This is a genomic window from Pseudomonas sp. FP1154 (assembly GCF_030687245.1).
Classification (GTDB): Bacteria; Pseudomonadota; Gammaproteobacteria; order Pseudomonadales; family Pseudomonadaceae; genus Aquipseudomonas; species Aquipseudomonas rhizophila.
Genome location: NZ_CP117465.1, coordinates 5,781,664 through 5,806,479, shown reverse-complemented (window position 1 = coordinate 5,806,479; position 24,816 = coordinate 5,781,664). Strand labels below are relative to the sequence as shown.

The window sequence follows — 24,816 nt, the reverse complement described above, 5'->3', positions numbered from 1 at the left end:
TTTTACGAGCCCTGAGCTGTGCGCTGACCCACAAAAAACCCGCTTCGCAGCGGGTTTTTTCATATTCGGGAACATATTCCCAGGGGTGGAGCTGTCTGCAACGGCCACCATTGGCTAAGGTGCAAGTATTGCGAGGGAGCGATGCTGCATGACTGCCGTGGATTTACCCGCTGTACCCCGTGTGTTGATCGCCGAGGCCGATCCGGTGTCTCGGGAGCTGCTTGAGCAGGTGCTATCGGGCATACGCTGCGATGCCCGGGTGGATACGTGCGGCGAGGGCCAGCAGGCCCTGAATCTGCTTGCGCACAACGCCTATGACCTGGTGATCGCCGATTGGGAATTGCCGGGCGTCGATGGCCTGAGCATCCTGCGGGGCCTTCGCCAGCAGCATCGAAAACCGGTGTTGCCGTTCATTCTCATGAGCCGGCGCAACGATAGCGCCAGCGTACGTGAGGTCTTGCCGCTGGCGCCTGCGGCCTACCTGACCAAACCCTTGAACCGGGAAGACCTGACCCAGCGTTTGCAGGGGCTACTGTTGAGCAGCGCAGAGGATTGCTCCACCGACGTGTCAGCCCCGGAGCAGACCCTGACAACCTTTCTGGAGCGTCGACGTGATTCTTCCGAAGGCGCGCCGCTGATGACCGATGTGCAAGTGGCAGTCAAGCGCAGCCTCAACCCCGGCGGTCTGGACCTGAAACTGCTGGAAGAAGAAATCCGCACCGACCCGCAAATTACCGCCGTGCTGATTGCTGCGGCCAACAGCGCTGCGCAGCATCAGGGCGGCGGCCTGGTGCAGACGGTCGCGCAGTCGCTGCATCAGCTTGGTACCGGGCAGAGCATGAACCTGATTCTGGGGCTGACCCTCAAGCGCTGTGCCCGGCTCAGTGTCCCGTGTCTGGCGGACTATGCCGAGCGTTACTGGGAGTTGTCGCTGCACACCGGTGAGTACGCCCGGATGCTGGCGCGGCTGCTGGATCTGGAGCAGGAGCGTTGCTATTGCGCCGGGTTGTTGCATCGCTTGGGGGACTTGGCGTTGTTGCGATGCCTGGAGGAATGGACGCAGGCCGGCGGCGAGCTCGACGAATCGGAGGAGGTGGGCAATTTGCTCGATCAGTTCGGTGCCAGCTTCGGTTCCGCGCTGCGCACCCGCTGGCGTCTGCCGCTGGAGCTGCGGGAGTTGATTGCGGCGGCCTATGGCCTGGGCGGCGGGGTTTACTCCCGCGAGGCACTGGTGATGAACATGGCGGCGCAAATGGCCCATCTGACCGAGCATGAAGGGCTGGAAGAGCTGGCCCGTGGGCGCACGGCGCGTTTGCTGAAGATCGGATTGCCGGAGTTGATGCGATTGCGCCGCAAGTAAGGCCGCTGACCAACCCTGTGGGAGCGAGCCTGCTCGCGATGAGAGGGGTGCCATTCACCGATGCGCTGGCTGTCAGTCCGCCATCGCGAGCAGGCTCGCTCCCACAGGGGGTATGACTGGAGTTTTGCTGACGCCTTGGCGACGAGATTGCTCAAGCCGCAATGATGCGATTTTTCCCCTGGCGCTTGGCTTCGTACATGGCCGCATCGGCGCGGGAGAACAGGGTGTCGAGGCTCTGATCTTCGGCGGTAAGGCTGGTCAAGCCTTGGCTGACGGTGATGCCGAAGCCTTTCTCCCCGCTGCGGAAAGCCAGGCGCTGAATCTCGCGCTGCAGACGCTCGGCGACTTGCAGTGCCATGTCCGGGGCACAGCCAGGGAACACCGCGGCGAATTCTTCACCACCGATTCGTCCAAACAGATCACCGCGTCTGAGAACGGAACGTCCGCTTTCGGCGATTTTCTGCAGCACGTTATCGCCTTCCTGATGACCGTAGGTGTCGTTGATCACTTTGAAATCATCGATGTCCAGCAACAGGAACGCCATGGGTGTGCCCTGCAGTCGTGCCTGCTCGAATTCACGGTGAGCGCATTCGAAGAAGTGGCGGCGATTGCTGCTCTGAGTCAGAACGTCGGTGGTTGCCAGTCGTTGCAGTTCGCTTTCCAGCAGCTTCTTTTCAGTGATGTCTTCGGCAATGCCCACCACGATCACCGGTTGCCCCGACTCAGCCTTACGGTTGATGAAGCACTTGTCGCTCAGCCAGCGGATCTGGCCATTGGCAGCGATGATGCGGTACTCACGATCCTCCACGGCACCTTTGACCAGCACTTCGGCCAGGCTGCGCTCCGCGTATTCGAGGTCGTCGGGGTAGATTGCGTCGCGCCATTCATTGAAATCAGCCAGCACCAGACCTGCCGGCCGACCGAAGATTCGTTCATAGGCGGGGCTGACATACAGGACCTGTCGGGTTTCCCAGTTGAACGCCCAGAGCACCGCGTTGACGCTGACCAGCAATGAGCTGAATAGCTGCTCACGCTCGCTCAGGCGCGCGACTTCGCCCTGGGCGTGCATCAGCGCCATGAGCGTCTGGGCCGCTTCGGGCCAGTGAGGTTGGGACGAATCCTGTAGGTTCTTGTCGACCATCGGCACAAATCTCAAAGAACGTGCACTGCTGTGGATTGGCACGCGCTTGCTCCAAAGCCCGCCAGTATGGCGAAGTGCTCTTTGAGATAAGGGATTCGGGGCGAAGTTCCTTTTCAGGCGACGAAGGGCGGGGTGCAGTGTCGGAGTTGCCGAAGGCTGCGATCTTTTGATCCTGATCTTTCGTTCACCTGGATGCGCCACCTGCGATCAAGACCACGGCGCAGGTTTGTTGCTGCCGGGTTGCCGTGAAGGCAACGAACTCTTGTTTCAGGCTCATGGCGTCTCTCGTAGGCCAAAGCATGAGGGCTTTCCGGCGAAATTCTTAGGGGGTAGAGGCCATCGCGGGGTGACGTTCTCCAACACGCTACTGGCGTATCAGGGCATGCTCATCAAGGCCATTCTCAGACGCTTGATCAGTTTCGGGGTCTTGAGACAATCGGCCGGGCGTTTGTTACCCAGGGCGGGCACGGTCTGTTCCAGCCACCAGAACCCTTCCTTGAGCCCCCTTTTTCCGTAGAGCACCACTGCCATGTCGAGGTTGTCATCCATGGCCTTGGCCAGCGTGCGGGCGTTGTCGTCGAGGTAGTCCTCTTCGTACAACCGCACGAAAGTTTGCCAATCGGCATCGCCGACGTATTCGTCTTCCAGTCCCATTTTAAAAACCTGCAAAGGAAATCAAGTTGCTGCCGGTCGGGTTTCGCGCCGACGGTGCCAGGATCCCATCATAACCATTGGCCTTGGCCCAGGCGCCTATTTGATGAGTCTGGGTGTATTTGTTGCCGGTAATGCTCTTTAGCGAAACCCCCAGTTGTTTACGCACGTCAGCCCGGGTCAGATCCAGAACGTTGTTGAGCTGCACTTTCTTGCTTACCAACACCCGGGTGGAAAGGTCCACACCCCAGTGGTTGACTTCGCCCATGGCGGTCTTGCGTGAGTTGGCGCCATAGACACCACCCAGTCCGGGGGCGGTGTAACGGTGTCTGGAGGCAACGTTCCACTTGTGCGCCGTCCAGGTTGTGCTGATCCGTCCTGGCTCTTCAAAGCGATAAACCGTCCGGTTGACCTTGCGGCCCTTAGGTGGCGTCGAGCACTTCATCAGACCCGAGGGGTCGATCCAGCTCACCGGGTTTGGCGCGTACTGGTAGAGGTTCAGCCCACCGGCCAAACCGATGGGGTCCGGTGTGGTAAAGCGACCGATGTCCGGGTCGTAGAAGCGCAAGGTGTTGTAGTGCAGCCCGGTTTCCCGGTCCAGGTATTGGCCCTGGAAACGCAGGTTCTGCTCTTCGATGTAATACGGTTCGCGTAGCTCTTCTACGGTGTTGCCCCACACCTGGTAACGGGCCCGCCAAAGAGTGTGTCCGTCGGCTTCCGAGAGTTGTTCGGGCAGGCCGTTGGAGTCGTTGTGGTAGTAACGGATTTTCTGGTGGTCACCCAGGCCGTCGACCCTTGCCAACGGTTCGTGGCTGTCGTCGGCGTAGATGTACAGGCTGGTTTGGTTGTCGCGGTGTTCCTGCAACAGTTGCAGTGCATCCCAGGTGAAGCGGGTGCGGCTAAGCAGGGTGGCATGGCGGTCGTATTCGGCTTTTTCGATGCGCCGGCCCAGCGGGTCGTAGGTCATTTTCACGACCGAGCCATTATCGTTACTCACCTCCACCAAACGCTGTTCGGCGTCGTAGCGCATGCGCTGGACACCCCGCCGGGCGCTGCGCTTTTCTACCATGCGGCCGAAGCCGTCATAGCGGTAGCGCTTGTCCTGATAGGTCAGCAAACGGTTATGAGCGACCCGTCCGGTGCCCAGGCTATCGAGCAAGTTGGCGGCCGGATCATAGGCGAAGCCTTCACGCTGGCCCTGGAGGTTGTCCTGGCTGGCGAGAATGCGTCCGGTGGCGTCGTAGTGCAGCAGATGGCGATGAGGGGCGTCAGGCTGGCTGTCGAAGCGTTCTACCAGTTGATCACTGCTGTCATAGCCAAACAGTGATTGCGCCGCCGGTGGTAACAGCGCGGACTGGCCCTGTTGCCGACGTTGGCGTGCGCGCAGGCGACCGCTGCGGTCGTATTCGCTGCGGGTGCTGAGGTGCCCTTGGGTGCGCAGCACTTCACGGTGCAGGCGGTCGCGTTCGAAGTCGCTGATGACCTGGCCGTCAAGGTTGATCTGGTGCAGGTGGCCGCTGCCGTAATGCAGTCGGTTTAGCCAGCGACCATCGGGGAGCCGCGTCTGGGTCAGATTGCCCAGCTCATCGTAGCGATGCTCCAGGCGTCCGGCCCAGCCTTGCTCGGCGATCAGTTGCCCAAGAGCGTCGTAGTTCAAGCCGATGCTTTGCTGCTCACCGGTAAGCGCGGTGAAGGTGATGGCGTTGACCTGATCGAGCGCGTCATAGCGGTACTCGGTGCGCCCGTCTGTGGTGACTTTGGCCACCAGCCGACCCATTGCGTCGCGCTCCAGCTCATGGGTGATCGATGCTTGCGGCGCGAGGTCCAGGTCGGTGCTGCCCGCAACCGCGAGCGCTTCCATGCGGGTGACGTTGTCCAGTGGGTCGTAGGCGTAGCGTTTGAGGCTGCCGTCCAGGCTGTGCTGGGCGGTCAAACGGTCGCCAGCGTCCCAGGCAAACCGGTAGCATTCACCGTTTTCGTTGGTCAGCGCCAGCAGGCGGCCGTAGTTGTCGTAGCTCAGCTCTACCCGTCGACCATGCGCGTCGGTACGCACGCGCAGTTGCCCATTGAGGGTGTGCTGGAAATGCGTGGTGTGCCCGGCGGGGTCGCTGTAGCCGATCAATTGGCCGCTCGCATCGCGCTGATATTGCTCGGTACGTCCGTCCGGTAATTGCTTGGTCAGCAGCCTGCCTTGGTCGTCATAGCTGAAAAGCGTCCGTTCCCCCAGTGCGTCGGTGCTGCTGAGCAACGTCCCGCGCTCGCAATAACTGAACCGTGTGGTGTAGCCGGAACAATCAGTGTGCTCGCTGAGCTGGCCAAGGGGAGTCCAACGCATGGTTTTGCGTTTGCCGATGGCGTCGACAACTTCCACCACCTGACCGTGGGCGTCATGGCGATAGCGGGTGACGTTGCCCAACGGATCGGTTTCGCGAATGCGGTTGCCACGCGAGTCATAGCGGTACTGCCAGGTATTGCCCGCGGCATCGGTTTCGGTCAGGGGCAGCGCCCAGTGTTCGAGCCACAGTGTTGACTCACTGCGTCCGAGTGGGTCAGACGTCTGGCAAAGGTTACCCGCCTCGTCATAACTGAATTGATGTTGTCCGCCGTTGGGGGCCGTTGCCGCCACCAACTGGCTTTCGTCGTTCCACTGGAAGACCCAGGTACGGTCCAGGGCATCGGTGGCTTCGGTGATCTGATACCGCCTATCCCAGCGACGGGTGCTGATGCGATTCAAACCGTCGGTGATGCGCGTAGTCCCGGCAGCCAGGTCGTAGTCAAAGGCGTAAGTGTCGCCCGCGTCGGTCCAGTGGCGAACAACCCGCCATTCTCGCTTTTCGATTAAGGCCCATTCGTAAAAGCAGCGCAGCCCGGTGGGCAGTTGGTGCTCTACCATGCGCCGTCCGGCATCGTAGGCGTAGCGGCGTTTCACGTAACCGTTGGATTGACGGACCTCGGTCAGATCACCCCGGGCGTCGTAATCGTAGTGCATCAGCACTTCACGGCGCTGATCAGCGTAAAGCCGGTCTATCCGGCTGACCCGTTGCGGCCAGCGTTTGTGGTACGCCAGCGCGATGCTGGTCAGGTCGAAGGTGTCTCGCAGCTGTACCAGCCGACCTGTGTCGTCGTAGTCGAGGTAGATGCGGTTGTCATTGCGGTCGCCCAGCTGACTCAGGCGCAGCAGCGATGCATGGCCCGGGGTGGGTTCGAACAGCCGGTACAGGCCGTCTGAGCTGTCGATCAGCAATTGGCCATTGGCATGCCGTCGTACGCTGAGCCCTTCACCGGGACTGAACACGGCGCCGCCCAGAGGGATGGAACCCATGTCGATGCGCCGGCCCTGTTCATCGGTGTAGACCAGCGTTTCACCGCCCTCGGGGTGAGGCAGGATCTCGACGCGCACCTCGTAGGCTACGCTCCAGCCCGCACCGAACATACCTTCGCGGCGCTCGTCGCGGCTGTTGTAGAAGCGTTGCCAGTCGATTGGCAAGATGCCGGGCAGGACGAAGTCCATCTCCTCGACATCGCCCAGAACTTTGGCCCCGGTGGCGGCATGCACCGGGTTCGACGAACCCATAGTAGCGTTGGCCGCGGCGCCCATCGCGCTGCTGACCGCCATCGACGCCGCGCCGCCCACCAGCATGCACGGCAGGTTACTCAGGAACTTGCCTTTGCCGCCCTTGAGCATCAGCAGCGCGGTGACTGCCAGACCGACGCCCGGAGTCTTGCCGCTGCGAATCTCGCGCACCACCACCGAGCCGCCGCCAATGGTGACATCGGGTGAAATCAGCCCGGATGACACGACCTTGGCATCGCAGGTGCTGCGGTCGCCGCTGCGCACTGCTGGCTGGCCGTTGATGGTGACTTTGTCCGACCCTTCGGCCAAAAACTGCGGCGGCATCGGCGGATGTTTCATGCACGCGATCATATCCAGCGGCTTGGGTACGGCGCCGGGCGCGGGTGTTGCAACAGTGGGGCGCCACATCTGCGAGAAAAAGTTCTCGGCCATGTCCAGATAGCTGGGCTCGGCTTGCGGCTCAGGTGCCTCAAGCTCGGTGCCTGCTGGTGCGACATGGGATTGAATCGCCCCAGCGGCGCGAGCGGCTGGGATGTTGTTGGTCAGGGTGTTGGTTGAGCCGGTGAGGATGTTCGCTTGCACCGTGGGCGGGAACAGCGCGTTGCCAATGCCTTCGCAGATATTGCTCAGCCCTTCGTCGGCCCCGGTCTTGCTCATGGCAAGGCCAACGACGGCGCCCACCACGGCGCCGAGCAGGAAGCAACCTAACCCGCCTGTGGCGACTGTGATGCCTGTAGCCGCCACCACCGCAGCCGTCGCCAGGGCGGTAATCGCAATGTTGGCTGCTACCTCCAGCACGCCTCCAAGAATGTCAGCCATCATTGAGGTGTGGTCCAGCGCATCGCCCAGCCGGGCGGCCCAGAGAGCGTCAGACATGCAGTTCGCTCATCAAGCCGGAACGTCAAACAACAACGAGCCCTTGATCGTCGCCCAATGCGCTGCTTCAGCATCACCGAGCTTCTCGGCTTTCACATAGCTCAAGGCAAGCATTTTGCGCGTGCCGGGCAGTACCAGGGCGAGCTGAAACTGGAAGACCTTTTCGTTGCCCTTGTTGAACTGGCTGCGCAGCTCGATGCCTTCGACTTCCTGATTGGCGCCCAGGCGCACGGCGACGCCCGGTTGAGCGCGCAGGTCCTGGACCTGTTTTTCCAGGCGTTTGAGCTGCTCGTCGAGGTTGCTCTGCAGGGTTTCGCCGTCGGCCAGCAAGCTGCGGCTGACGATCAAGGAGGTGCCCAGTTCAGGGAACTTGAGGATGTTGATCGTTGCATCCAGCAACTCGCTGGGCGGCAGCTGGAACTGGAATTCATTGATGCGGTAAGTCATGGCGCATAAATCTCGAGGTTAACCCTTGGGGAACGCGGCAGCGATGTTGGCGTCGATGCTGGCCTTGACGCCCTGGCCGTCGGGCGTGGCACCGGGACCGCCGCCGTTGTTCAGGTGCAGCACGCCGCCGGTGTTGAATTCGGCATCGCCGGTGGCGTAGAAGCTGATTTGCACGCCGGTCAGATTGATCTGGCCGCTGGCGTTGAGCTCCAGAATGCTTTCGCCGCAGACCAGGCGCAGGTTCTCGCCCACTTCAATGACGTAGCTCTGGCTGATGCTGTCGGTCTTGCGCAGGCCCACCGACAGGATGTCTTCCTGCTTGACGATGCGCAGGCGGTTGTTGCCGATGGTCACCGTCTCGTTGTGGCCGATGCTCTTGTTGCGGTCGTGACCCACCGAGTGGCTTTCATCCACCTCCACCACAATGTCCTGATTGCGTTCGGCATGGATGTACAACTGCTCGGCGCCTTTTTTGTCTTCCATGCGGATTTCGTTGAAATTCGCTGGCGTGCCGCCCTTGCTCGAACGGCTTTTCATGCCGCTCTGGGTGGCGTTTGCGGGCAGGTCATAAGGCACTGTCTGTTCGGCGTTGTAGACGCGACCGGTGATGATCGGCCGGTCGGGGTCGCCTTCCAGGAAGCTGACAATCACTTCCTGGCCAATGCGCGGGATCTGCATCGAGCCCCAGTTTTTCCCGGCCCAGGACTGTGACACGCGAATCCAGCACGAGCTGTTTTCGTTGGACTGGTCGTGACGGTCCCAGTAGAAATGCACCTTCACCCGGCCGAACTGATCGGTCCAGATTTCCTCGCCCTTGGGGCCTACCACCAACGCGGTCTGCGGGCCTTTGACGATGGGGCGATGGGTCGTGGGCAGCGGCCGGTAGCTTTGTTGGGCGACGATGCAGGTCAGGCTGCTTTCGAACTGGGCCGAAGGTGCGCCGCCGCCGGTTTCACCGCTTTCCTGGGACACGTAATAGCGCGCGCCGACGATCAGGTATTCGCGGTTCTGGTCCTGGCGGGTGAAGCCGGTGAGGCTGAACAGGTGGCCCGAGCCCAGACCGCGAGCGTTGCCGGCCAGCTCCACTTGCTCGTGCAGGGTTTGCAAGGCTTCGATGCGGGTGCGGGCGTAGTGTTCGCCGTCTTGGCTCTGGACATAGGTGCCGGGGTAGTCGTACAGCGGATAGTCGCCGGCGGTGTGCGGGCGCGGCATGGCCGAACGCACGTCGATGCGCGCGCTGGGGCGCTGGAAGTCGTAGTCGTTGAGTTCCAGCGAGCCGGGCTGCACTTCCTGGGCCAGGTGCCAGTCGTGGATATGGTCGCGCTCGCGCTGCTGTTCGTTCTTGGGGTAGTAGGGCACCGAACCGTAGCCGGGCACCGTGGTGTGGGCGCCATAGGCGTCGGCCAGCACCAATACATGACGGCCCTGTTCGTGGCGGAAGAAGTAGTAGATCCCTTCCTGTTCCATCAGGCGACTGACGAAATCGAAGCTGGTTTCGCGATACTGCACGCAGTATTCCCACTCGCGATAGGGGCGGCTGAGGGCGTCTTCGAAGTCGGAAAAACCCAGGTCGCGAAACACCTGCTTGATGATCTGCGGGATGGTCAGGTTCTGGAAAATCCGGCAATCGGAGGTACGGGTCAGCAGCCATAGCCAGGGCCGCAAGGTCGCCTGGTAACTGGCGAACTGGCCTTGGTCAACGTTCTGGCTGAAGCGCGAAACGATGCCGTGGAAATGCCGCTCGCCGCCGCCGTCCAGTTGCAGGCTCACGCACATGGGTTTGCCGAGCACCTGGTTGAGGTCGATGGCGTTGTCCAGCGAGTGCAACTGCAACTCGTAGTTGAACAGCCGCCCCAGCTCTTCGCCGCCGCCCATGTCCTTGAGCAACAGCACCTCAGGTCCCAGGGGGCTGGTGATTTTGGCCAGGCGTGAGGCTTGGTTGAATAACATCGAGTGTCCCGTGCAAGTTGTAATAGCTGAAGGAACGCAACCCCCACTGTGGAAGATGCCACTGTGGGAGCGAGCTTGCTCGCGATGGCGGCGTATCAGTCAACATTGATGTTGAATGTACTTGCGCTATCGCGAGCAAGCTCGCTCCCACAGGGTTTTACGGTGTTCCTTACCGTCAGGCCGCGTCGCTGAAATCGTACTGCAATTCGTTATCCCGGGCGCTGATCCGCACGCCGGCCAGCGCCTTGCCTTCGAGCATGCGGGTCAGGAACTCGCGGCTCATGTCCGGCAGCAGACTGTTGGTCAGGATGGCGTCGATCATGCGTCCGCCGCTTTCGGTTTCGGTGCAGCGCGAGACGATCAGGTCGATCACCGCGTCGTCGTAGTCGAAGGCGACTTTGTGGGTGTTCTCTACGCGCTTCTTGATGCGGTTGAGTTGCAGGCGGGTGATGGCCTTGAGCATCTCGTCGCTGAGCGGGTAGTACGGAATCGTCACCAGGCGACCCAGCAGGGCCGGCGGGAAAATCTCCAGCAGCGGCTGGCGCAGGGCCTTGGCGATGTCCTCGGGCTCGGGCACGTTCTGCGGGTCTTTGCAGACCTGGGCAATCAGTTCGGTACCGGCGTTGGTGGTCAACAGAATCAAGGTGTTCTTGAAGTCGATCACCCGGCCTTCACCGTCCTCCATCACACCTTTGTCGAACACCTGGAAGAAAATCTCATGCACGTCCGGGTGGGCTTTTTCCACCTCGTCCAGCAGCACCACGCTGTACGGTTTGCGCCGCACGGCTTCGGTCAGTACGCCGCCTTCGCCATAGCCGATGTAGCCCGGTGGCGCGCCCTTGAGGGTGGACACGGTGTGGGCTTCCTGGAACTCGCTCATGTTGATGGTGATGACGTTCTGTTCGCCGCCATACATGGCTTCGGCCAGGGCCAGGGCGGTTTCGGTCTTGCCCACGCCGGAGGTGCCGGCGAGCATGAACACGCCAATGGGTTTGCTCGGATTGTCCAGGCCGGCGCGGGAGGTTTGGATGCGCTTGGCGATCATCTGCAAGGCGTGGTCCTGGCCGATGATGCGTTTTTTCAGGTGCTGGTCGAGGTTGAGCACCGTTTCCAGTTCGTTGCGAGCCATGCGGCCCACCGGGATACCGGTCCAGTCGGCGACCACCGAGGCCACGGCCTGGTAGTCCACGGTCGGCAGAATCAATGGGGTTTCGCCTTGCAGCGCGGTCAGGCGCTGTTGCAGGTCCACCAGTTGCTCGCGCAGGGCGTGGCTTTCGTTGTCGCAAGCTTCGCTGTCCACCACGCCGACGCGCTCGCGCAGGGTGGCGCGGGTGGCGAGCAACTCGTCCACCAGGGCTTTCTCTTCGGCCCAGCGGCCTTCCAGCTCGGCCAGGCGTTCGCGTTCGGCGCTCAGCAGGTTTTCGCTCTGGGTCTGGCGGCTACCGATGGCGATGCCGATGGCGTGTTCACGGGCGATGATTTGCAGCTCGGTTTCCAGCGCTTCGATGCGCCGACGGCTGTCGTCCACTTCGGCCGGCACCGCGTGCAGGCTGATGGCGACACGGGCGCAGGCGGTATCCAGCAGGCTCACGGATTTGTCCGGCAACTGGCGCGCCGGGATGTAGCGGTGGGACAGTTTGACCGAGGCTTCCAGGGCTTCGTCGAGGATCTGCACCTGATGGTGTTTTTCCATGGTCGAGGCCACACCGCGCATCATCAGCAGCGCCTTGTCTTCGGACGGCTCGGCCACTTGCACCACTTGGAAACGCCGGGTCAGGGCCGGGTCTTTTTCGATGTGTTTCTTGTACTCGGCCCAGGTCGTGGCCGCTACCGTGCGCAGGGTGCCGCGGGCCAGGGCCGGCTTGAGCAGGTTGGCCGCGTCACCCGTGCCGGCAGCGCCACCGGCGCCCACCAGGGTGTGGGCTTCGTCGATGAACAAAATGATCGGTTTGGGCGACGCCTGGACATCTTCGATGACCTGACGCAGGCGCTGTTCGAACTCGCCTTTCATGCTCGCGCCGGCCTGTAGCAGGCCGACATCGAGGCTGCGTAGCTCCACGTCCTTGAGCGATGGCGGCACGTCGCCGGCGACGATGCGCAGGGCAAAGCCTTCGACCACGGCGGTCTTGCCCACGCCGGCTTCACCGGTGAGGATCGGGTTGTTCTGCCGGCGGCGCATGAGGATGTCCACCAGTTGGCGGATCTCTTCGTCGCGACCGACGATGGGGTCGAGCTTGCCGCTACGCGCCTGTTCGGTGAGGTCGACGGTGAAGCGCTTGAGGGCTTCCAGTTTGCCCATGGCGCTGGGGGCCATGGCGCCGCTGGCTTCGCCCGGCACGGCGCCGGCGTTGAAACCGTCGCTGGCGGTCAGGGCGTTTTCCGGAGAGTCGCCGACGTATTCGTCAAAGCGCTCGCTCAAGGCCTCGACCTTGACCTTGTCGAACTCCGACGACAGCCCCAGCAACGCATGGCGCAGGCTTGGCGTCTTGAGAATGCCCAGCACCAGGTAACCGGTGCGCACCTGGCTTTCGCCAAACATCAGGCTGCCGTAGACCCAACCGCGTTCCACGGCTTCTTCAACGTGGGAAGACAGGTCGGTGATGGAGGTCGAGCCCCGTGGCAGGCGGTCCAGGGCTTCGGTCAGGTCGCGGGCCAGGCGTGCCGGCTCGATATTGAACTGGCGGATGATGCGGTGCAGGTCCGAGTCCTGCAGTTGCAGCAACTGATGAAACCAGTGGGCCAGTTCCACGTAGGGGTTACCGCGCAACTTGCAGAACACGGTGGCGGCTTCGATGGCTTTGTAGGCCACGCTGTTGAGTTTGCCGAACAACGCGGCGCGACTGATTTCACCCATGCTCATGGCTCCTTGAGGTCTGTGAGGTGTTGGCCTGTTCGGCGTAATGCCGGGCCAGTATTAAATCCTTGGCATCTGTTTCGGGGCGTCCCAACCAGGTGTTGAACCCCAGGCGCAAACTACCGTTGAGTTGCAGCGCCGGTACTTCGGGTTGTTCCAGGATCAGGTTCAGGTCCCAGTCCAGTTCATGGCCCAGGTATTCGGCGACCCAGGCCACCAGCTCGTTGAAGGGTTGGCTGCCGGGCAACATGCCCATGTAGTCATCGAGCTTGAGTGGCCCCAGGCGAATGCGGAATTTGTGCTGGCGATCCCACACGTAGCGGCCCAGGCAAAAGTCCACGCCCAACTGATTGGCGCTGACGCCCACGCGGCTGCGTTCTGGCAGTTCCAGCCATTGGCCGACGTATTCTTCGATCTCCACCGGCAGGCCGAAGTACTCGCTGATGATGGCCTTCAGGCCGTCCGGGTAGCGGGTTTGCGCCGACAAGTGGCCGCTGTAATGCAGCTTCGCCGTGTCGGGGATCAGCCCCTGCTTGAGCAGGCTCGGCATGCCCCGACCACTGAGGGCGGCCAGGCGCGCCGACCAGTAGTCATCGTCCGGGCGATCATGGCTGACCGTTGGCCGCGCTTCGGCCCAGGCCCGGTAGAACAGGCTGAGCAGGCGATGGTGGAACACATCCAGGAACCGTTTGCTGGTGCTGTCGGCGTTGTTGCGCTGACGTTCGCGCACGTATTCGGTGATGTGCAGCGGCAGCGGGCCGTTGGGGCCGCCGAGGCCGAAGAAGAACTGCTCCAGGCGTGCCGGCGCACCGTCGAGGCCCGGTTGCACCGAGGCCAGGGTCGCCGGGGCGAAGGTGCATTCGGCCTGTTGCCCCAGGCGCAGCGGGTCATCGGCCAGGCGCAATGAATGGCCCAGGCGCGGCAGCTCGGGGGATTCGCACTCGATACGGCGCAAGGCCTGGAAGAAGTCGTATTCCCAGGGCTCCTGGTGCATCGCGTCCAGGGTACTCAAAGGGTCGGACGACGTCCGGGCTTGGCTTTCCATCGCATGATCTCGCCGCGTTCGGTGGTACGGATCACCGTCTCGGTAAAACTGTTGATCGACACGTAGCGTGCCAGGAAGCGCTCGAACACCGCGCCGAGCAAAAACACCCCGGTGCCGCGAAACGCGTTTTCATCGAATTCCAGGGTGATTTCCAGGCCCCGACCAAACACGATCGGGCCGGGCATCGGCAAGCGTCGGGTGCAGGCCTTGCTGCTGACTTCGCGCAGGCCTTCGATTTGCAACTGCACCGCCGCATCGTTGCTGTCGCCGTACAGGCGCAGCAGTTCGCGCAGGGCGGCGGCGCCCTGGCCTTGCTCGCTCAGGGACAGGTAATTGAGCGAGAGCTGGCTGATCAAACGCCAGGCCTTGGCGTCGTGGGCATGGCTGGCCCGTGGTCGACTGGGGCCGGCGACGCAACGAATCGCGCCGACGGGCGCGCTGTCGGCCAACGTGAAATCAGTCTTGCCGTTGCCCACACTCATGAACAGCGGTAGGTCGCGGTTGGTGCACAGCGCCGTCACGCCCAGTTGGCGCAGGTCGTGGCGATAGGGCGCCTGCTGGCTGTCCACCAGGCTGACGAAGGTTTCGCTGCCCACGTAGGTCGAGCGCGGGCCGTTGCGTCGTTGGTCGCTGGACAATACTCGTGGCTCACGCCGTATTGTGTAATAGGCCTGGTCGCGGCCATAACGGGACGGATCGCGCACGGCATAGAACGGCAGGAACGGCTGCTCCGGCCCGGTGCCGTGGCCGGTGAGGCCGGTCAGCGAATGCACTTCGAAATCCATCGGTCGGGTGCGGTCGGCGATGACGTGATGTTCGTTGACCCGCTCCGAGAGGTGGATGCGATCCAGGCGCTTGGGGAACAGGTTGATCGCCGGGGTGCAGAACGGCAGAAACTGCGCGGCGCCGACGCTGCCCTCCAGGCTCGGGTCGTGCCGGTCGAACAGCACGATCAGCTCCAGCTCCTGACCGTCGCAGCGCTTGACCGCGCGGCTCAATTGGGTGAAGTCGACGAACAGGAACCGATGGGGCAGGGCGAAGTATTCCTGCAACAGGCGATAGCCCTGGAAGGCGCGCGAGACCACGGGCAGCGCGGCATCGGCATCGTCGAAACCCCGCGAGCACAGCGCGTCCTGAGGCAAGCGTTCAACCCAATCGCCGCCGGGCTTGCGGGCGAACACCGCGCAAGCATTGCTCAGCAGTTGTTCGTAGAGACGGAAGGGCTGTTCGTCGGCACCGCTGAGGTACAGCGGCAGGTTGTCCAGGGGCAGGCTGTTGAACGGCAGTTCGGCGCCCGTACGCAGGGTCAGGCGCAGGCCGGCCTTGGCCTTCGGTTCGCTGGCGGCCAGGCGTCCGAGCACGGCGGACGGGTTGCCGAAGTACTCGGCCTGGCTGACCTGCAACGGCCACAACGTCACCGCGTGGGCGGTGCGGTACTCGCAGCAGGTCTGGGTTTCACGCCCCAGGGCGGCGCGCAGGACGGTGTCCCGGGGCAGCGCAAAGCCGCCGCTCAGCGAGCCCTCATCGGGGTCGGTCTGCAGTTGCACCACGGTCATCGACGGCGTGGGCGCCAGATAGTGGGGATAGGCGATTTCCAGCAGGTTATGGGTGAAGGTCGGGTACTCGGCATCGAGCTTGAGCTGCACCCGCGCCGTCAGGTAGGCGAAGCCTTCCAGCAAACGTTCGACGTACGGGTCGGCGCAGTCCATCCCGGACAACGTCAGCCGACTGGCGATCTTGGGGTATTCCTTGGCGAACTCCGCCGCGCTTTCGCGCACGTGGTGCAGTTCCTGGTTGTACAGCTCCAGCAGGCGCGGATTCATGGGCGTCTCCGCTGGTCGGCTTGGACCACGCGCACGTGGCCGGTTTCCAGGTCCAGGTCGGTTTGCAGCATCAGGCGCAGCGGCACGGGCTGCGCCCAGAGGTCACCCTCGATCTCGAAACTCAAGGCGTTGTGGTTCATCTCGGCGGTTGCTCGGGCTCGCACCCTCAGGGTGTGGCGCAAGATGCGCGGTTCGAACGTGGCGATGGCTTGGTGGATCAACGCTTCCAAGGCCGGAAGGTCGACGTTCGATGCGCTGTTGCCGGCCAGCGCCGGCAACCCGAAATTGACCACAGACGTGCCTGCCGGGGTGTGCAGCGTGGCGTCGGTATCGAGCAACGATGTGGTGTTGAGCAACCACGCCAGGTCACGCAGCACCGAGGCTTTCAACTGGGTGAGCGACAACACGCGCTTGTCGGCGCTTTCCTTGGGGTTGCTCGGATCGTCGTCGGTCAACCGGTCCAACAGGGACGGTTGCAGGCGATCGCGGGTGGCGATTTCGGTTACCACCGAAAGAGCGCCGTATACATTTTTTGATCCCATTGGCCAGGGCCGCAGGAGGCGAATTGGCTCACATCCGAGACCTCCAATGTTTCCTTGACCAGGCGTACTGCTTGAATTTTGGTCAAGCAATCGCGGCTGGGAGCGGGCATGTGTTCGCTGCGTTCGACCAAGAAAATCGGCACTTGGTTGAAGGTCTCCACACGCAGTTGCTTGTCCGGGCCCAGGCTGAACTGGCAAGGCCATTCCATATCGAGCGTCAGGTGGCTCTGGTCAGGTTTAACGAGCGTGCAGCGACCTTGAACGTCGATCAGGCTCACCGGATGTCCGACGAAAACTGCTTGCGTCAGGGCTGCCGGAGCGACTGTTTCCTGCCCGGCGCACGCGCTTAGACTGACGAGGCTTGCCGCCAGCGCCGAAAGAAACAAAGGGCTGCGCATCACGAAAGCTCCCAGAACCAGATGGCCTTGGATCTTGAGAACAGATCACCGCTCTTGGTCAGGCCACGGTTCCACAGGTCGATGTGATCACCAGTAGGTCGACCGGCAGTGTCGCTGTTCTGTTGGTAGCAGTCTTTGAAGAAGATGATTCCGGTTTTGCCCATCAGTGTTGTGCGGTCTGCCACGCTGGTGGTGTAGACCTTCGGTGGGCCTAGGCGGTTCTTCCTCCATAGCCAGTTGGCCAATGACTCCGCGCCGCGGGCATGTCCATGGGCGCATTTGGGATCCAGCGTATAAGTCGATGAGTTGACCGGTAAGGTCTTTTCTCCGCACAAGGCGATGCTCATACGAATAGCGCACTGGTTGACATAGGGACCGTCGCAAGCCGGACTGGCGGACGGGTAGGGCGGATAGCTGTTCCACAAATTGATAAACGAAGGCTTGGCCATGACTCAGATACCGGGTGGGAAAGGATTGGATTCGAGCAAGCACCAAACACCCCCGGCGCCTGGCACCGGGGGCGTGTTCGATCACACCTTGACGTTCTGACGGATGTTCCAGCCGAACTTGACCGGACCGCCTTCCTTGGTCCCGTCGGCTTTTTGCGGCTGATAGTCGACCATCACCTTGGCGAAGTTCAGGGTGACGTTTTCGGTCAGGCGATCATCGTTGCCCGAGCCGCCGGTGCTCAGGGACGTGATCAGCACTTCTTCAAGATTGATGATCATGTACTCGACCTGGCTTTCACCACCGGCCTTGCGCACGGTCAGCTTGACCTTGTCGATGTGCTTGCCGCTGGCGCAATGCATCATCAGGTTGGGCGATGCCTTGTCGACGAACTTGGTCAGCGACAGGTCCTGCACGTTGACCTTGCCCGCGCCACCGCCACTGCCCACGTGCATGTTGCCGGACTGGGACATGCCCCAGCTCCAGTTCAGGACATCGATCTCGTCCTTGTGGGCCTTGTCCATGGACTCGCCCTTGATGTCGCCGATCTTGATGAAAATATCAACAGCCATGTTTTCTCCCTGTGTGGTCTCTACCACATTGTTTGATTGACGCCGACCTTGCGAAATCTGTTCTGCTGAACGCTACGAAGGCGATCTCTAACCCACTGAAGATCCCCTGTGGGAGCGAGCCTGCTCGCGATGACGGCGTGTCAGGCAACGCAGGTGGCGACGGATCCACCGCTATCGCGAGCAGGCTCGCTCCCACATGTTTACCGCGTACCGTTCAACAGGTTTTTACGCACCCTTGGCCGAAGGCAGTTTCGATACCAGGCGCAGCGACACAGTCAGCCCTTCGAGCTGATAGTGCGGGCGCAGGTAGAACTTGGAGTTGTAGTACCCCGGGTTGCCTTCGACCTCCTCGACGATGACCTCGGCGGCGGCCAGTGGGTGCTGGGCCTTGGTGGTCTCGGTGGAGTGCGCCGGGTCACCGTCGACGTAGTTGAGGATCCAGTCCTGCAACCAGCGCTGCATTTCGTCCTTCTCTTTGAAGGAGCCGATCTTGTCGCGCACGATGCACTTGAGGTAATGGGCGAAACGGCAGGTGGCGAACAGGTACGGCAGGCGCGCGGCCAGGTTGGCGTTGGCGGTGGCGTCCGGGTCGTCGTATTCGGCCGGTTTCTGCAACGACTGGGCGCCGATGAACGCGGCGAAGTCGGTGTTTTTCTTGTGCAGCAGCGGCATGAAACCGTTCTTCGCCAGCTCCGCTTCACGGCGGTCCGAAATGGCGATTTCGGTCGGGCACTTCATGTCCACGCCACCGTCATCGGTAGGGAAGGTGTGGGCTGGCAGGTTTTCCACTTCACCGCCGGACTCCACGCCACGGATGCGCGAGCACCAGCCGAAGTGTTTGAACGAACGGTTGATGTTCACCGCCATCGCATAAGCGGCGTTGGCCCAGGTGTACTTGGAGCTGTCGGCGCCGTCGGTGTTTTCTTCGAAGGCGAAGGCTTCCACCGGGTCGGTCTTGGCGCCGTACGGCAGGCGCGCCAGGAAGCGCGGCATGGTCAGGCCGATGTAACGCGAGTCTTCCGATTCACGCAGCGAACGCCAGCCGGCATATTCCGGCGTGGTGAAGATCTTGGTCAGGTCGCGCGGGTTCGACAGTTCCTGCCACGAGCCCATGCCCATCACGGTCGGCGATGCGGCGGCAATGAACGGCGAGTGCATGGCGGCGCAGACTTTCGACAGCTCGCCCAGCAACTCCACGTCCGGTGGCGACTGGTCGAAGTAGTAGTCGCCCACCAGGCAACCGTACGGTTCACCGCCGAACTGGCCGTATTCTTCTTCGTACATCTTCTTGAAGATCGGGCTCTGGTCCCACGCGGTGCCCTTGAATTTCTTCAGGGTCTTGTGCAGGTCGGTCTTGGAGATGTTGAGCACGCGGATCTTGAGCTGCTCGTCACTCTCGGTGTTGTTGACCAGGTAGTGCAGGCCACGCCAGGCGCTTTCCAGCTGCTGGAAGTCGGGGTGGTGGATGACCTGGTTGACCTGGGCGGTGAGCTTGGCGTCGATGGCGGCGATGATTGATTCGATCGACTTGATGGCGTCGTTGGACACCAGGTCAGTCTGCGCCAGGGCCTGCTCGGCCAGCGTGCGCACGGCGGTTTCGACGGCTTCGCGAGCGCGCTCGGTCTTGGGCTTGAATTCTTGCATCAGCAGCGAGGCGAACTCGCTGGGTACTTCGGTGGTGCCCAGGGCCTGGGACTGATTTTCACGTGCTGATTCGTTCATGATCATTCGTCCTGATTAAGCCTTGGGCTCGTTGTCGGCGGGCTTGGGCGCGCTGGCCAGGGCCTGCAACAGGGCAGGGTCCTTGATCGCTTTCATGATGATTTCTTCGGCGCCAGTCTTGCCGTCCATGTAGGTCAGCAGGTTGGCCAGTTGGGTGCGCGCTTCGAGCAGCTTGTTCAGCGAGTCGACCTTGCGGGCCACGGCCGCCGGGCTGAAGTCGTCCATGCTTTCGAAAGTCAGGTCCAGGCTCAGGTTGCCTTCGCCGGTCAGTTCGTTGGGAACATGGAACGCCACGCGAGGCTGCATGGCCTTGAGGCGCGAGTCGAAATTGTCGACATCGATTTCAAGGAATTTGCGATCGGCCACAGGTGCCAGAGGCTCGGCGGGCTTGCCAGCCAGGTCCGCCATCACCCCCATGACAAAGGGCAACTGGACCTTTTTCTCGGCGCCGTAGAGCTCGACGTCGTACTCGATCTGCACTCGAGGCGCACGGTTGCGCGCGATGAATTTCTGAGAACTTTGCTTCGCCACGTTGCTGCTCCTGGTCGCTTGAGCGACGGTGTTGGCGTCATCGGGGGTGCCGGTGACGTGACTGCGTGATCCGTTCGCTTTTATTCGCTGTCTGGGCCGCGCAGGTTTTCAAATTGACTCATGCCGTCGGGAATCAGGTTGCGCACGATGGTCGCAAAGTCGGCGTTCACCAGAATCTTGGCCCGATTCAACAGCACCGGCAGGGGGCTGGAGGGCTCTTGACGGGCGTAGTACGCGAGAATCCGGTCCAGGCTGCGCAGCACGTCGTCGCGGCTGTTGATTTCGCCAGGGGCGGTGCTGCGTGGCGCGCCCGCGCTCGGCGCGGTGGCGTGTTCAACCGGCGCGGTGTTGTCGTCGCCGCTGCTGATGACTTCGGGCAGGGCGCTGTCGCCGCTCTGTGGGGCGAACTGGCCGAGAATCTGCAGGGCCATCTTGAGCGGTTGCTTCAGCGGGCCAAGGTCCACGCCTTGGGCGGAACCGACTTGATCGCTGACGTGTTGCTCGATGGCTTCGGCGGCGCTGCGGGCTTCCAGCAGGGCGGCGCGGGTGATTTCCAGCTGCTCGGGATCACTGTCGAGCAGGGCTCCGGCGAGCTGTTCAGCGCCGAGGCTTTCATTCGGGAAACTTTGCAGGCCGCTGGCATTGGCGGCGGCGCGCAGGCTCACGGCACCGAAGGTGCGCGAGCGGGCCAGAATGCTTTCGCGCAGCAGGCCAATGGTGATATCGGATGTCAGGCCGGCGAGGGCGTTGATGCGCACGGTGGGATCGTTGTCGTCCTCGGCGTCCAGGCGCGGATGCAGCTCGGCCCAGTACTGCTTGAGCAATTCGCTGGTCAGCGTCAACACACGGGCCAGGCCCGGTATGCCTTCCAGGGCCAGGGAACTTTGCAGCAGGAAATGGGTGATGCGCAGGTCTTTGCTGCGTTGCAGCAGGTCCAGGCTTTGCTGCTGGATGCTGCGCCACTCAGGGGGTTCGGCAGGCAATATCGAATCGCCCATGCTGCGCTCGGGCTGACCTTGGGAATCGCGTTCCAGGCGCAAGAAATCCGCGTCATATTCCAAATCTTCACCGCACGGCGAAGTCGCGGATACGGCGGCGAGCAGCAGAGGCACATCCACTTCGTTCGATCTCCCTATCGCCCGCTGAATAACTCGGGCAGTGCACACGCAAGTTCCGAATGGAACTCCACATGTTCCTTGAGGCTAATGGCTCTTTAGATGCTTAATGATCTTAAAGTGCCATCACGTATATTCAAGAAGTTGTGCATTTTTGGTGTAGTACTTATGGCTTGTCAAGGTAAGCTATTTCCCCTGTGTGACAGTTGTGAGGCGCTTAACAACCTGCGCGACCAGTAGGTCAAGGCAGGCACTGATGCAGGTTTTTTGTCATGCAGGCGGGTTAATATCAGCAATCATGCTGGCAAAAAGCCGTTTCGCAGTCGGTTGCAAAGGTTTGTCGGCGAGTCGTTCGGGCGTAGATCCCGGCACTCGATCGCATGCGCAAGTGTTCAGCAAGGAGGCAAGATGGCGCTGTGTTTGACTATCACTAGTTATCACAAGATTACCCCGGGCCAGTGTTCTGAAAAGTCCATGGACCAGGGAGTGATGGCAATTGGCCGTAATTCCGATAATGACTGGGTATTACCGGACCCTGAGCGCCTGGTTTCCGGCAAACATTGCGTTATTCAATACAAAGACGGGCGTTATTACTTAACCGATAACAGCACTAATGGTGTGGAATTGGTCAAGGCCGGTGTCCGTTTGCGCAAGGGCAACAGTGAGCCGCTGCAAGACGGCGAAGTTATCCGCATTGGCGATTATGAAATCCAGGCGCGGGTGGATTTCAACCTGCCAGTCTCCGACAGCAATCCGTTCGCTGAGGCGCCCAGCAGCTTCGAAGCCTTGATGGGACATCAGGGTGCCGGCTTGAATACACCTACGCCGATGCCCGTGGCTCCCCCGGCCCATTTCCAGGGCGCCTCGGCCATGGACACCTTGCCCGACCTGTTCGACTTCCTGAGCCCGGGCAGTGTCCCGCCGGCCACCCAGCCTGACCATGTGCCGGCCCAACAGCATGATTTCCGTCCACCGACGCCCATTGCTCCTCCCAGCCCGCCGCCGGTGATCGAGCCTGTGGCGCAGGCCTCGGCCTCGGTGATACCGGAGGACTGGGACCCGTTCAGCGACAAGCCCGCGCCCGTGGCAGTTGCTCCGATTCCTGTCGCTGCGCCACCGGTTGCGCCACCGCCCGTTGTCGAGCGGCCTGTCGTAGAGCCGGTGCCGACACCCCCGCCTCAGGTCCACGCCACCGCCGAACCTGCGCCGCTGCGCGAGGCGCCGGTGACCAGCGTTCAAACCCCGGCCACGCCGCCCAAGCCGCTCGACGCCGCCCAGCCCGACCTGTTGCAAGCCTTCCTGCGCGGCGCCGGGCTGGATCAGTTGCGCCTGGACCAGGCCCAGGCCGAGGCGCAGATGGAAAGCATCGGGCGCAGCTATCGGCTGATGGTCGAAGGCTTGATCGATGTCTTGCGTGCCCGCAGCAGCCTCAAGGGCGAGTTCCGCATTCAGCAAACGATGATCCAGCCGGTGGAAAACAACCCGCTGAAGTTCGCCCCCAATGTCGAGGAGGCCATGTTGTTGCTGCTGCGCCATGGCAATCAGGCGTTCATGGCGCCGGATGTGGCGGTGCGTGACAGCTTCGACGACCTGCGCGCTCACCAACTGGCAGTGATGGCCGGCGTGGAAGCGGCCATCAAGCATTTGCTGGCGCGCTTTGAGCCGGCGCAACTGGAAGAGCGCATGGGCAAACCCGCTGGTCTGTCGAGCATTTTCAACGGCTCGCGACAGGCTCAGTACTGGCAGCAATTCACCGAGCTCTACAGCAACATTTCCCGGGAAGCCCAGGAGGATTTCCAGGACCTGTTCGGACGCGAATTCAGTCGCGCCTACGAAGAGCACAGCGCGCGACAGCGCCGCCTATAACACTTTTAAAAGCAATCAACGGATAGCTCAAACGTCATTGAGGACGCAGGATGATTTTCAGGTTTTTACTCGCAGTCGCCACCGTGCTTCTGCTGACGGCATGCGCCAAGGATGCGGCCGATCCACAGTCCGAAGAGGCTGACACCGCCGCCGTCGAACTGCACTTTCACGCCATTGCCGGCCTCAACCCCGGCGCCACCGGCCATCCGGCGCCGGTCCGGGTGCGAATTTTCGAACTGAAAAATGCCGCCACCTTCGCCCGCTCCGATTATTTCGCCCTGGCCGAACGGGCCCAGGCGACCCTCGGTGCCGACCTGATCGATCAGGACGAAGTGCTGGTCCAGCCCGGTCAGCAGTTGAGCCTGCAACGCGATCTCGATCCGGCTACCCGCCATATCGGCGTGCTGGTGGGCTATCGCGAACTGGACCGGTCACTGTGGCGCACGGTGATGAATGTCCCGCCGCGCCAATACACCGAATACCAGATCAGCCTCGACGTGCGCGCCGTGCGCAGCGCCGTCGTCGTTCCCCCATCCAGCCCTGCCCAATAAGCAATCGGAGCCCCCATGTCCTGGAACAATCGCGTGGTCTGGTCGGAAGGCATGTTCATTGGAACGCAGCACTTCCAGCAGCATGACCGTTACCTGGAAAACCTCATCGACGCCCGTAGCCGTCCGCTGTCGGCCGGCGCCTGGGGTTTTTCCCAATTGCTGATCGACCAGGGCCTGCTGGCCCAGGGCAAGCTGGCGATCGTTTCGGCGCGGGGCCTGCTGCCGGACGGCACACCGTTCAACATCCCCGAGGATGACCTGGCGCCGCCTGCGCTGAACGTCGATGACAACCTGCGCGATGGTCTGGTGTATCTGGCTTTGCCGCTCAAGCGTGCCGGTGCGCGTGACACCGTTGACGAAGGTGAAGCCCTCGGCGCTGCGCGCTACGTGAGCCAAGTGTGCGAAGTGCGTGACGATAACGCACCGTTCGAGAACCGCGCGCCGGTTGCCTTGGGTTCGCGGGCCTTGCGCCTGTTGACCGCGCAGGACGGCATCAGTGACTACGCCGCCATCGGCCTGGTACGCATCAAGGAGAAACGCGCCGACCGCGCCCTGGTGCTGGACGACAGCTACATCCCGCCGCTGCTGGATGTGGCCGCCTCCAAACCGTTGGCCGCGTTTCGCAGCGAACTGTTGGGCCTGCTCCATCAACGCGGCGAAGCCCTCGCCGGGCGGGTGGTGGCGTCCGGTGCCGGGGGCGCCTCGGAGATCGCCGATTTCATGCTGCTGCAATTGGTCAACCGCGCGCAGCCGCTGATCCAGCACCTGAGCCAGTTGAGCCCGTTGCACCCCGAACGGTTCTACAGCGAGCTGGTCAGCCTGGCCGGTGAGTTCTCGACCTTCACCGCTTCGGGGCGTCGGCCTCAGGAGTATCCGCAATACCAGCACGATGACCTGGCGCTCAGCTACGCGCCGGTCATGCAAGCCCTGCGTGAGGCCCTGTCGATGCTGATCGACAGCAAGGCCACGCCGATTCCGATTGTCGAGAAAGCCTACGGCATCCACGTGGCGATGCTGGCCGACAAGACCCTGCTCGAGAGCGCCAGTTTCATCCTGGTGGTGCGTGCCGATGTCCCGGCCGAAACCCTGCGCGGTCGCTTCGGCCAGCAGAGCAAGGTCGGTTCGGTGGAGCACATTCGCGATCTGGTCAACCTGCAGCTGCCGGGCATCGGCCTGCTGCCGTTGCCGGTGGCGCCACGCCAGCTTCCCTACCACGCCGGCTCCACTTACTACGAACTCGACCGCGGTAGCGATCACTGGCAGCAATTGAGCAACTCCGGCGGGTTCGCGTTCCACATCGCCGGCCAGTTCCCGGGGCTGAATCTGGCTTTCTGGGCGATCCGAGGATAAA

19 protein-coding genes are annotated in these 24,816 nt (G+C 62.1%); 4 read left to right on the top strand and 15 right to left on the bottom strand.

Going from position 1 to position 24,816, the window contains the following annotated elements:
• Positions 1-148 precede the first annotated feature (148 nt).
• Positions 149-1,360 carry an HDOD domain-containing protein gene (locus PSH91_RS25965; protein WP_076383109.1) on the top strand — a complete coding sequence of 404 codons (1,212 nt, stop codon included), beginning with the start codon at positions 149-151 and terminating at the stop codon, positions 1,358-1,360.
• Between the two features lie 151 nt (positions 1,361-1,511).
• Here PSH91_RS25965 and PSH91_RS25960 read toward each other — a convergent pair whose 3' ends face one another.
• From PSH91_RS25960 to tssA, 15 genes are all read right to left on the bottom strand, one after another.
• Complete coding sequence (locus PSH91_RS25960; protein ID WP_047226760.1) at positions 1,512-2,501, bottom strand: sensor domain-containing diguanylate cyclase; 990 nt, start codon at positions 2,499-2,501, stop codon at positions 1,512-1,514.
• A gap of 375 nt (positions 2,502-2,876) precedes the next feature.
• Positions 2,877-3,155, bottom strand: a complete 279-nt coding sequence (locus PSH91_RS25955; RefSeq protein ID WP_047226761.1) for a hypothetical protein — start codon at positions 3,153-3,155, stop codon at positions 2,877-2,879.
• Position 3,156: 1 nt separating this feature from the next.
• Complete coding sequence (locus PSH91_RS25950; RefSeq protein ID WP_305466945.1) at positions 3,157-7,602, bottom strand: RHS repeat-associated core domain-containing protein; 4,446 nt, start codon at positions 7,600-7,602, stop codon at positions 3,157-3,159.
• Positions 7,603-7,614: 12 nt separating this feature from the next.
• Positions 7,615-8,049, bottom strand: a complete 435-nt coding sequence (locus PSH91_RS25945; protein WP_047226763.1) for a DcrB-related protein — start codon at positions 8,047-8,049, stop codon at positions 7,615-7,617.
• An 18-nt stretch (positions 8,050-8,067) separates the two neighbouring features.
• The gene (gene tssI / locus PSH91_RS25940; protein ID WP_305466944.1) at positions 8,068-9,999 is read right to left on the bottom strand and encodes a type VI secretion system tip protein TssI/VgrG; all 1,932 of its coding nucleotides are present in this window, start codon (positions 9,997-9,999) and stop codon (positions 8,068-8,070) included.
• A gap of 175 nt (positions 10,000-10,174) precedes the next feature.
• Entirely contained in the window at positions 10,175-12,853 is a 2,679-nt protein-coding gene (tssH, locus tag PSH91_RS25930; protein WP_305466943.1) for a type VI secretion system ATPase TssH, read from the bottom strand.
• Entirely contained in the window at positions 12,846-13,898 is a 1,053-nt protein-coding gene (gene tssG / locus PSH91_RS25925; protein WP_274090815.1) for a type VI secretion system baseplate subunit TssG, read from the bottom strand. Before tssG ends, tssH begins: the two co-directional genes overlap by 8 nt.
• Positions 13,862-15,721: a type VI secretion system baseplate subunit TssF gene (tssF, locus tag PSH91_RS25920; protein WP_047226767.1), complete on the bottom strand. Its 1,860-nt coding sequence runs from the start codon at positions 15,719-15,721 to the stop codon at positions 13,862-13,864. The genes tssG and tssF overlap by 37 nt, the downstream gene beginning before the upstream one ends.
• Positions 15,718-16,230 carry a type VI secretion system baseplate subunit TssE gene (gene tssE / locus PSH91_RS25915; protein WP_047226768.1) on the bottom strand — a complete coding sequence of 171 codons (513 nt, stop codon included), beginning with the start codon at positions 16,228-16,230 and terminating at the stop codon, positions 15,718-15,720. Before tssE ends, tssF begins: the two co-directional genes overlap by 4 nt.
• Positions 16,224-16,661, bottom strand: coding sequence for a hypothetical protein (locus PSH91_RS25910; RefSeq protein ID WP_047226769.1), 438 nt, complete (start codon positions 16,659-16,661; stop codon positions 16,224-16,226). Before PSH91_RS25910 ends, tssE begins: the two co-directional genes overlap by 7 nt.
• Positions 16,661-17,110 carry a type VI secretion system amidase effector protein Tae4 gene (locus PSH91_RS25905; protein ID WP_047226770.1) on the bottom strand — a complete coding sequence of 150 codons (450 nt, stop codon included), beginning with the start codon at positions 17,108-17,110 and terminating at the stop codon, positions 16,661-16,663. The genes PSH91_RS25910 and PSH91_RS25905 overlap by 1 nt, the downstream gene beginning before the upstream one ends.
• 81 nt (positions 17,111-17,191) lie before the next feature.
• Positions 17,192-17,680, bottom strand: coding sequence for a type VI secretion system tube protein Hcp (locus PSH91_RS25900; RefSeq protein WP_047226771.1), 489 nt, complete (start codon positions 17,678-17,680; stop codon positions 17,192-17,194).
• A gap of 225 nt (positions 17,681-17,905) precedes the next feature.
• Entirely contained in the window at positions 17,906-19,402 is a 1,497-nt protein-coding gene (tssC, locus tag PSH91_RS25895) for a type VI secretion system contractile sheath large subunit (protein WP_047226772.1), read from the bottom strand.
• A 15-nt stretch (positions 19,403-19,417) separates the two neighbouring features.
• Positions 19,418-19,933 carry a type VI secretion system contractile sheath small subunit gene (gene tssB, locus PSH91_RS25890; protein ID WP_047226773.1) on the bottom strand — a complete coding sequence of 172 codons (516 nt, stop codon included), beginning with the start codon at positions 19,931-19,933 and terminating at the stop codon, positions 19,418-19,420.
• 80 nt (positions 19,934-20,013) lie between these two features.
• A complete protein-coding gene (tssA, locus tag PSH91_RS25885) occupies positions 20,014-21,051 on the bottom strand; it encodes a type VI secretion system protein TssA (protein WP_107323118.1) in 1,038 nt (345 codons plus the stop codon).
• Positions 21,052-21,456: 405 nt separating this feature from the next.
• On the opposite strand from tssA, the gene tagH reads away from it, so the two are divergent.
• From tagH to tssK, 3 genes are read left to right on the top strand one after another with little or no spacing between them, the layout of a single operon-like run.
• Positions 21,457-22,914 carry a type VI secretion system-associated FHA domain protein TagH gene (gene tagH / locus PSH91_RS25880; RefSeq protein WP_305466942.1) on the top strand — a complete coding sequence of 486 codons (1,458 nt, stop codon included), beginning with the start codon at positions 21,457-21,459 and terminating at the stop codon, positions 22,912-22,914.
• Between the two features lie 50 nt (positions 22,915-22,964).
• The gene (tssJ, locus tag PSH91_RS25875) at positions 22,965-23,465 is read left to right on the top strand and encodes a type VI secretion system lipoprotein TssJ (RefSeq protein ID WP_047226776.1); all 501 of its coding nucleotides are present in this window, start codon (positions 22,965-22,967) and stop codon (positions 23,463-23,465) included.
• 15 nt (positions 23,466-23,480) lie between these two features.
• The gene (tssK, locus tag PSH91_RS25870; protein WP_047226777.1) at positions 23,481-24,815 is read left to right on the top strand and encodes a type VI secretion system baseplate subunit TssK; all 1,335 of its coding nucleotides are present in this window, start codon (positions 23,481-23,483) and stop codon (positions 24,813-24,815) included.
• Position 24,816 lies beyond the last annotated feature (1 nt).

What these genes read in the sequence shown, in the direction of transcription:
- PSH91_RS25955 (WP_047226761.1), bottom strand. Translation starts at nt 3,155, where the DNA reads ATGGGACTGGAAGACGAATACGTCGGCGATGCCGATTGGCAAACTTTC.
- PSH91_RS25910 (WP_047226769.1), bottom strand. Translation starts at nt 16,661, where the DNA reads ATGCGCAGCCCTTTGTTTCTTTCGGCGCTGGCGGCAAGCCTCGTCAGT.
- PSH91_RS25900 (WP_047226771.1), bottom strand. Translation starts at nt 17,680, where the DNA reads ATGGCTGTTGATATTTTCATCAAGATCGGCGACATCAAGGGCGAGTCC.
- tssC (WP_047226772.1), bottom strand. Translation starts at nt 19,402, where the DNA reads ATGAACGAATCAGCACGTGAAAATCAGTCCCAGGCCCTGGGCACCACC.
- PSH91_RS25950 (WP_305466945.1), bottom strand. Translation starts at nt 7,602, where the DNA reads ATGTCTGACGCTCTCTGGGCCGCCCGGCTGGGCGATGCGCTGGACCAC.
- tssI (WP_305466944.1), bottom strand. Translation starts at nt 9,999, where the DNA reads ATGTTATTCAACCAAGCCTCACGCCTGGCCAAAATCACCAGCCCCCTG.
- tssG (WP_274090815.1), bottom strand. Translation starts at nt 13,898, where the DNA reads ATGGAAAGCCAAGCCCGGACGTCGTCCGACCCTTTGAGTACCCTGGAC.
- PSH91_RS25905 (WP_047226770.1), bottom strand. Translation starts at nt 17,110, where the DNA reads ATGGCCAAGCCTTCGTTTATCAATTTGTGGAACAGCTATCCGCCCTAC.
- tssF (WP_047226767.1), bottom strand. Translation starts at nt 15,721, where the DNA reads ATGAATCCGCGCCTGCTGGAGCTGTACAACCAGGAACTGCACCACGTG.
- tssK (WP_047226777.1), top strand. Translation starts at nt 23,481, where the DNA reads ATGTCCTGGAACAATCGCGTGGTCTGGTCGGAAGGCATGTTCATTGGA.
- PSH91_RS25965 (WP_076383109.1), top strand. Translation starts at nt 149, where the DNA reads ATGACTGCCGTGGATTTACCCGCTGTACCCCGTGTGTTGATCGCCGAG.
- tssJ (WP_047226776.1), top strand. Translation starts at nt 22,965, where the DNA reads ATGATTTTCAGGTTTTTACTCGCAGTCGCCACCGTGCTTCTGCTGACG.
- tagH (WP_305466942.1), top strand. Translation starts at nt 21,457, where the DNA reads ATGGCGCTGTGTTTGACTATCACTAGTTATCACAAGATTACCCCGGGC.
- tssH (WP_305466943.1), bottom strand. Translation starts at nt 12,853, where the DNA reads ATGGGTGAAATCAGTCGCGCCGCGTTGTTCGGCAAACTCAACAGCGTG.
- PSH91_RS25945 (WP_047226763.1), bottom strand. Translation starts at nt 8,049, where the DNA reads ATGACTTACCGCATCAATGAATTCCAGTTCCAGCTGCCGCCCAGCGAG.
- PSH91_RS25960 (WP_047226760.1), bottom strand. Translation starts at nt 2,501, where the DNA reads ATGGTCGACAAGAACCTACAGGATTCGTCCCAACCTCACTGGCCCGAA.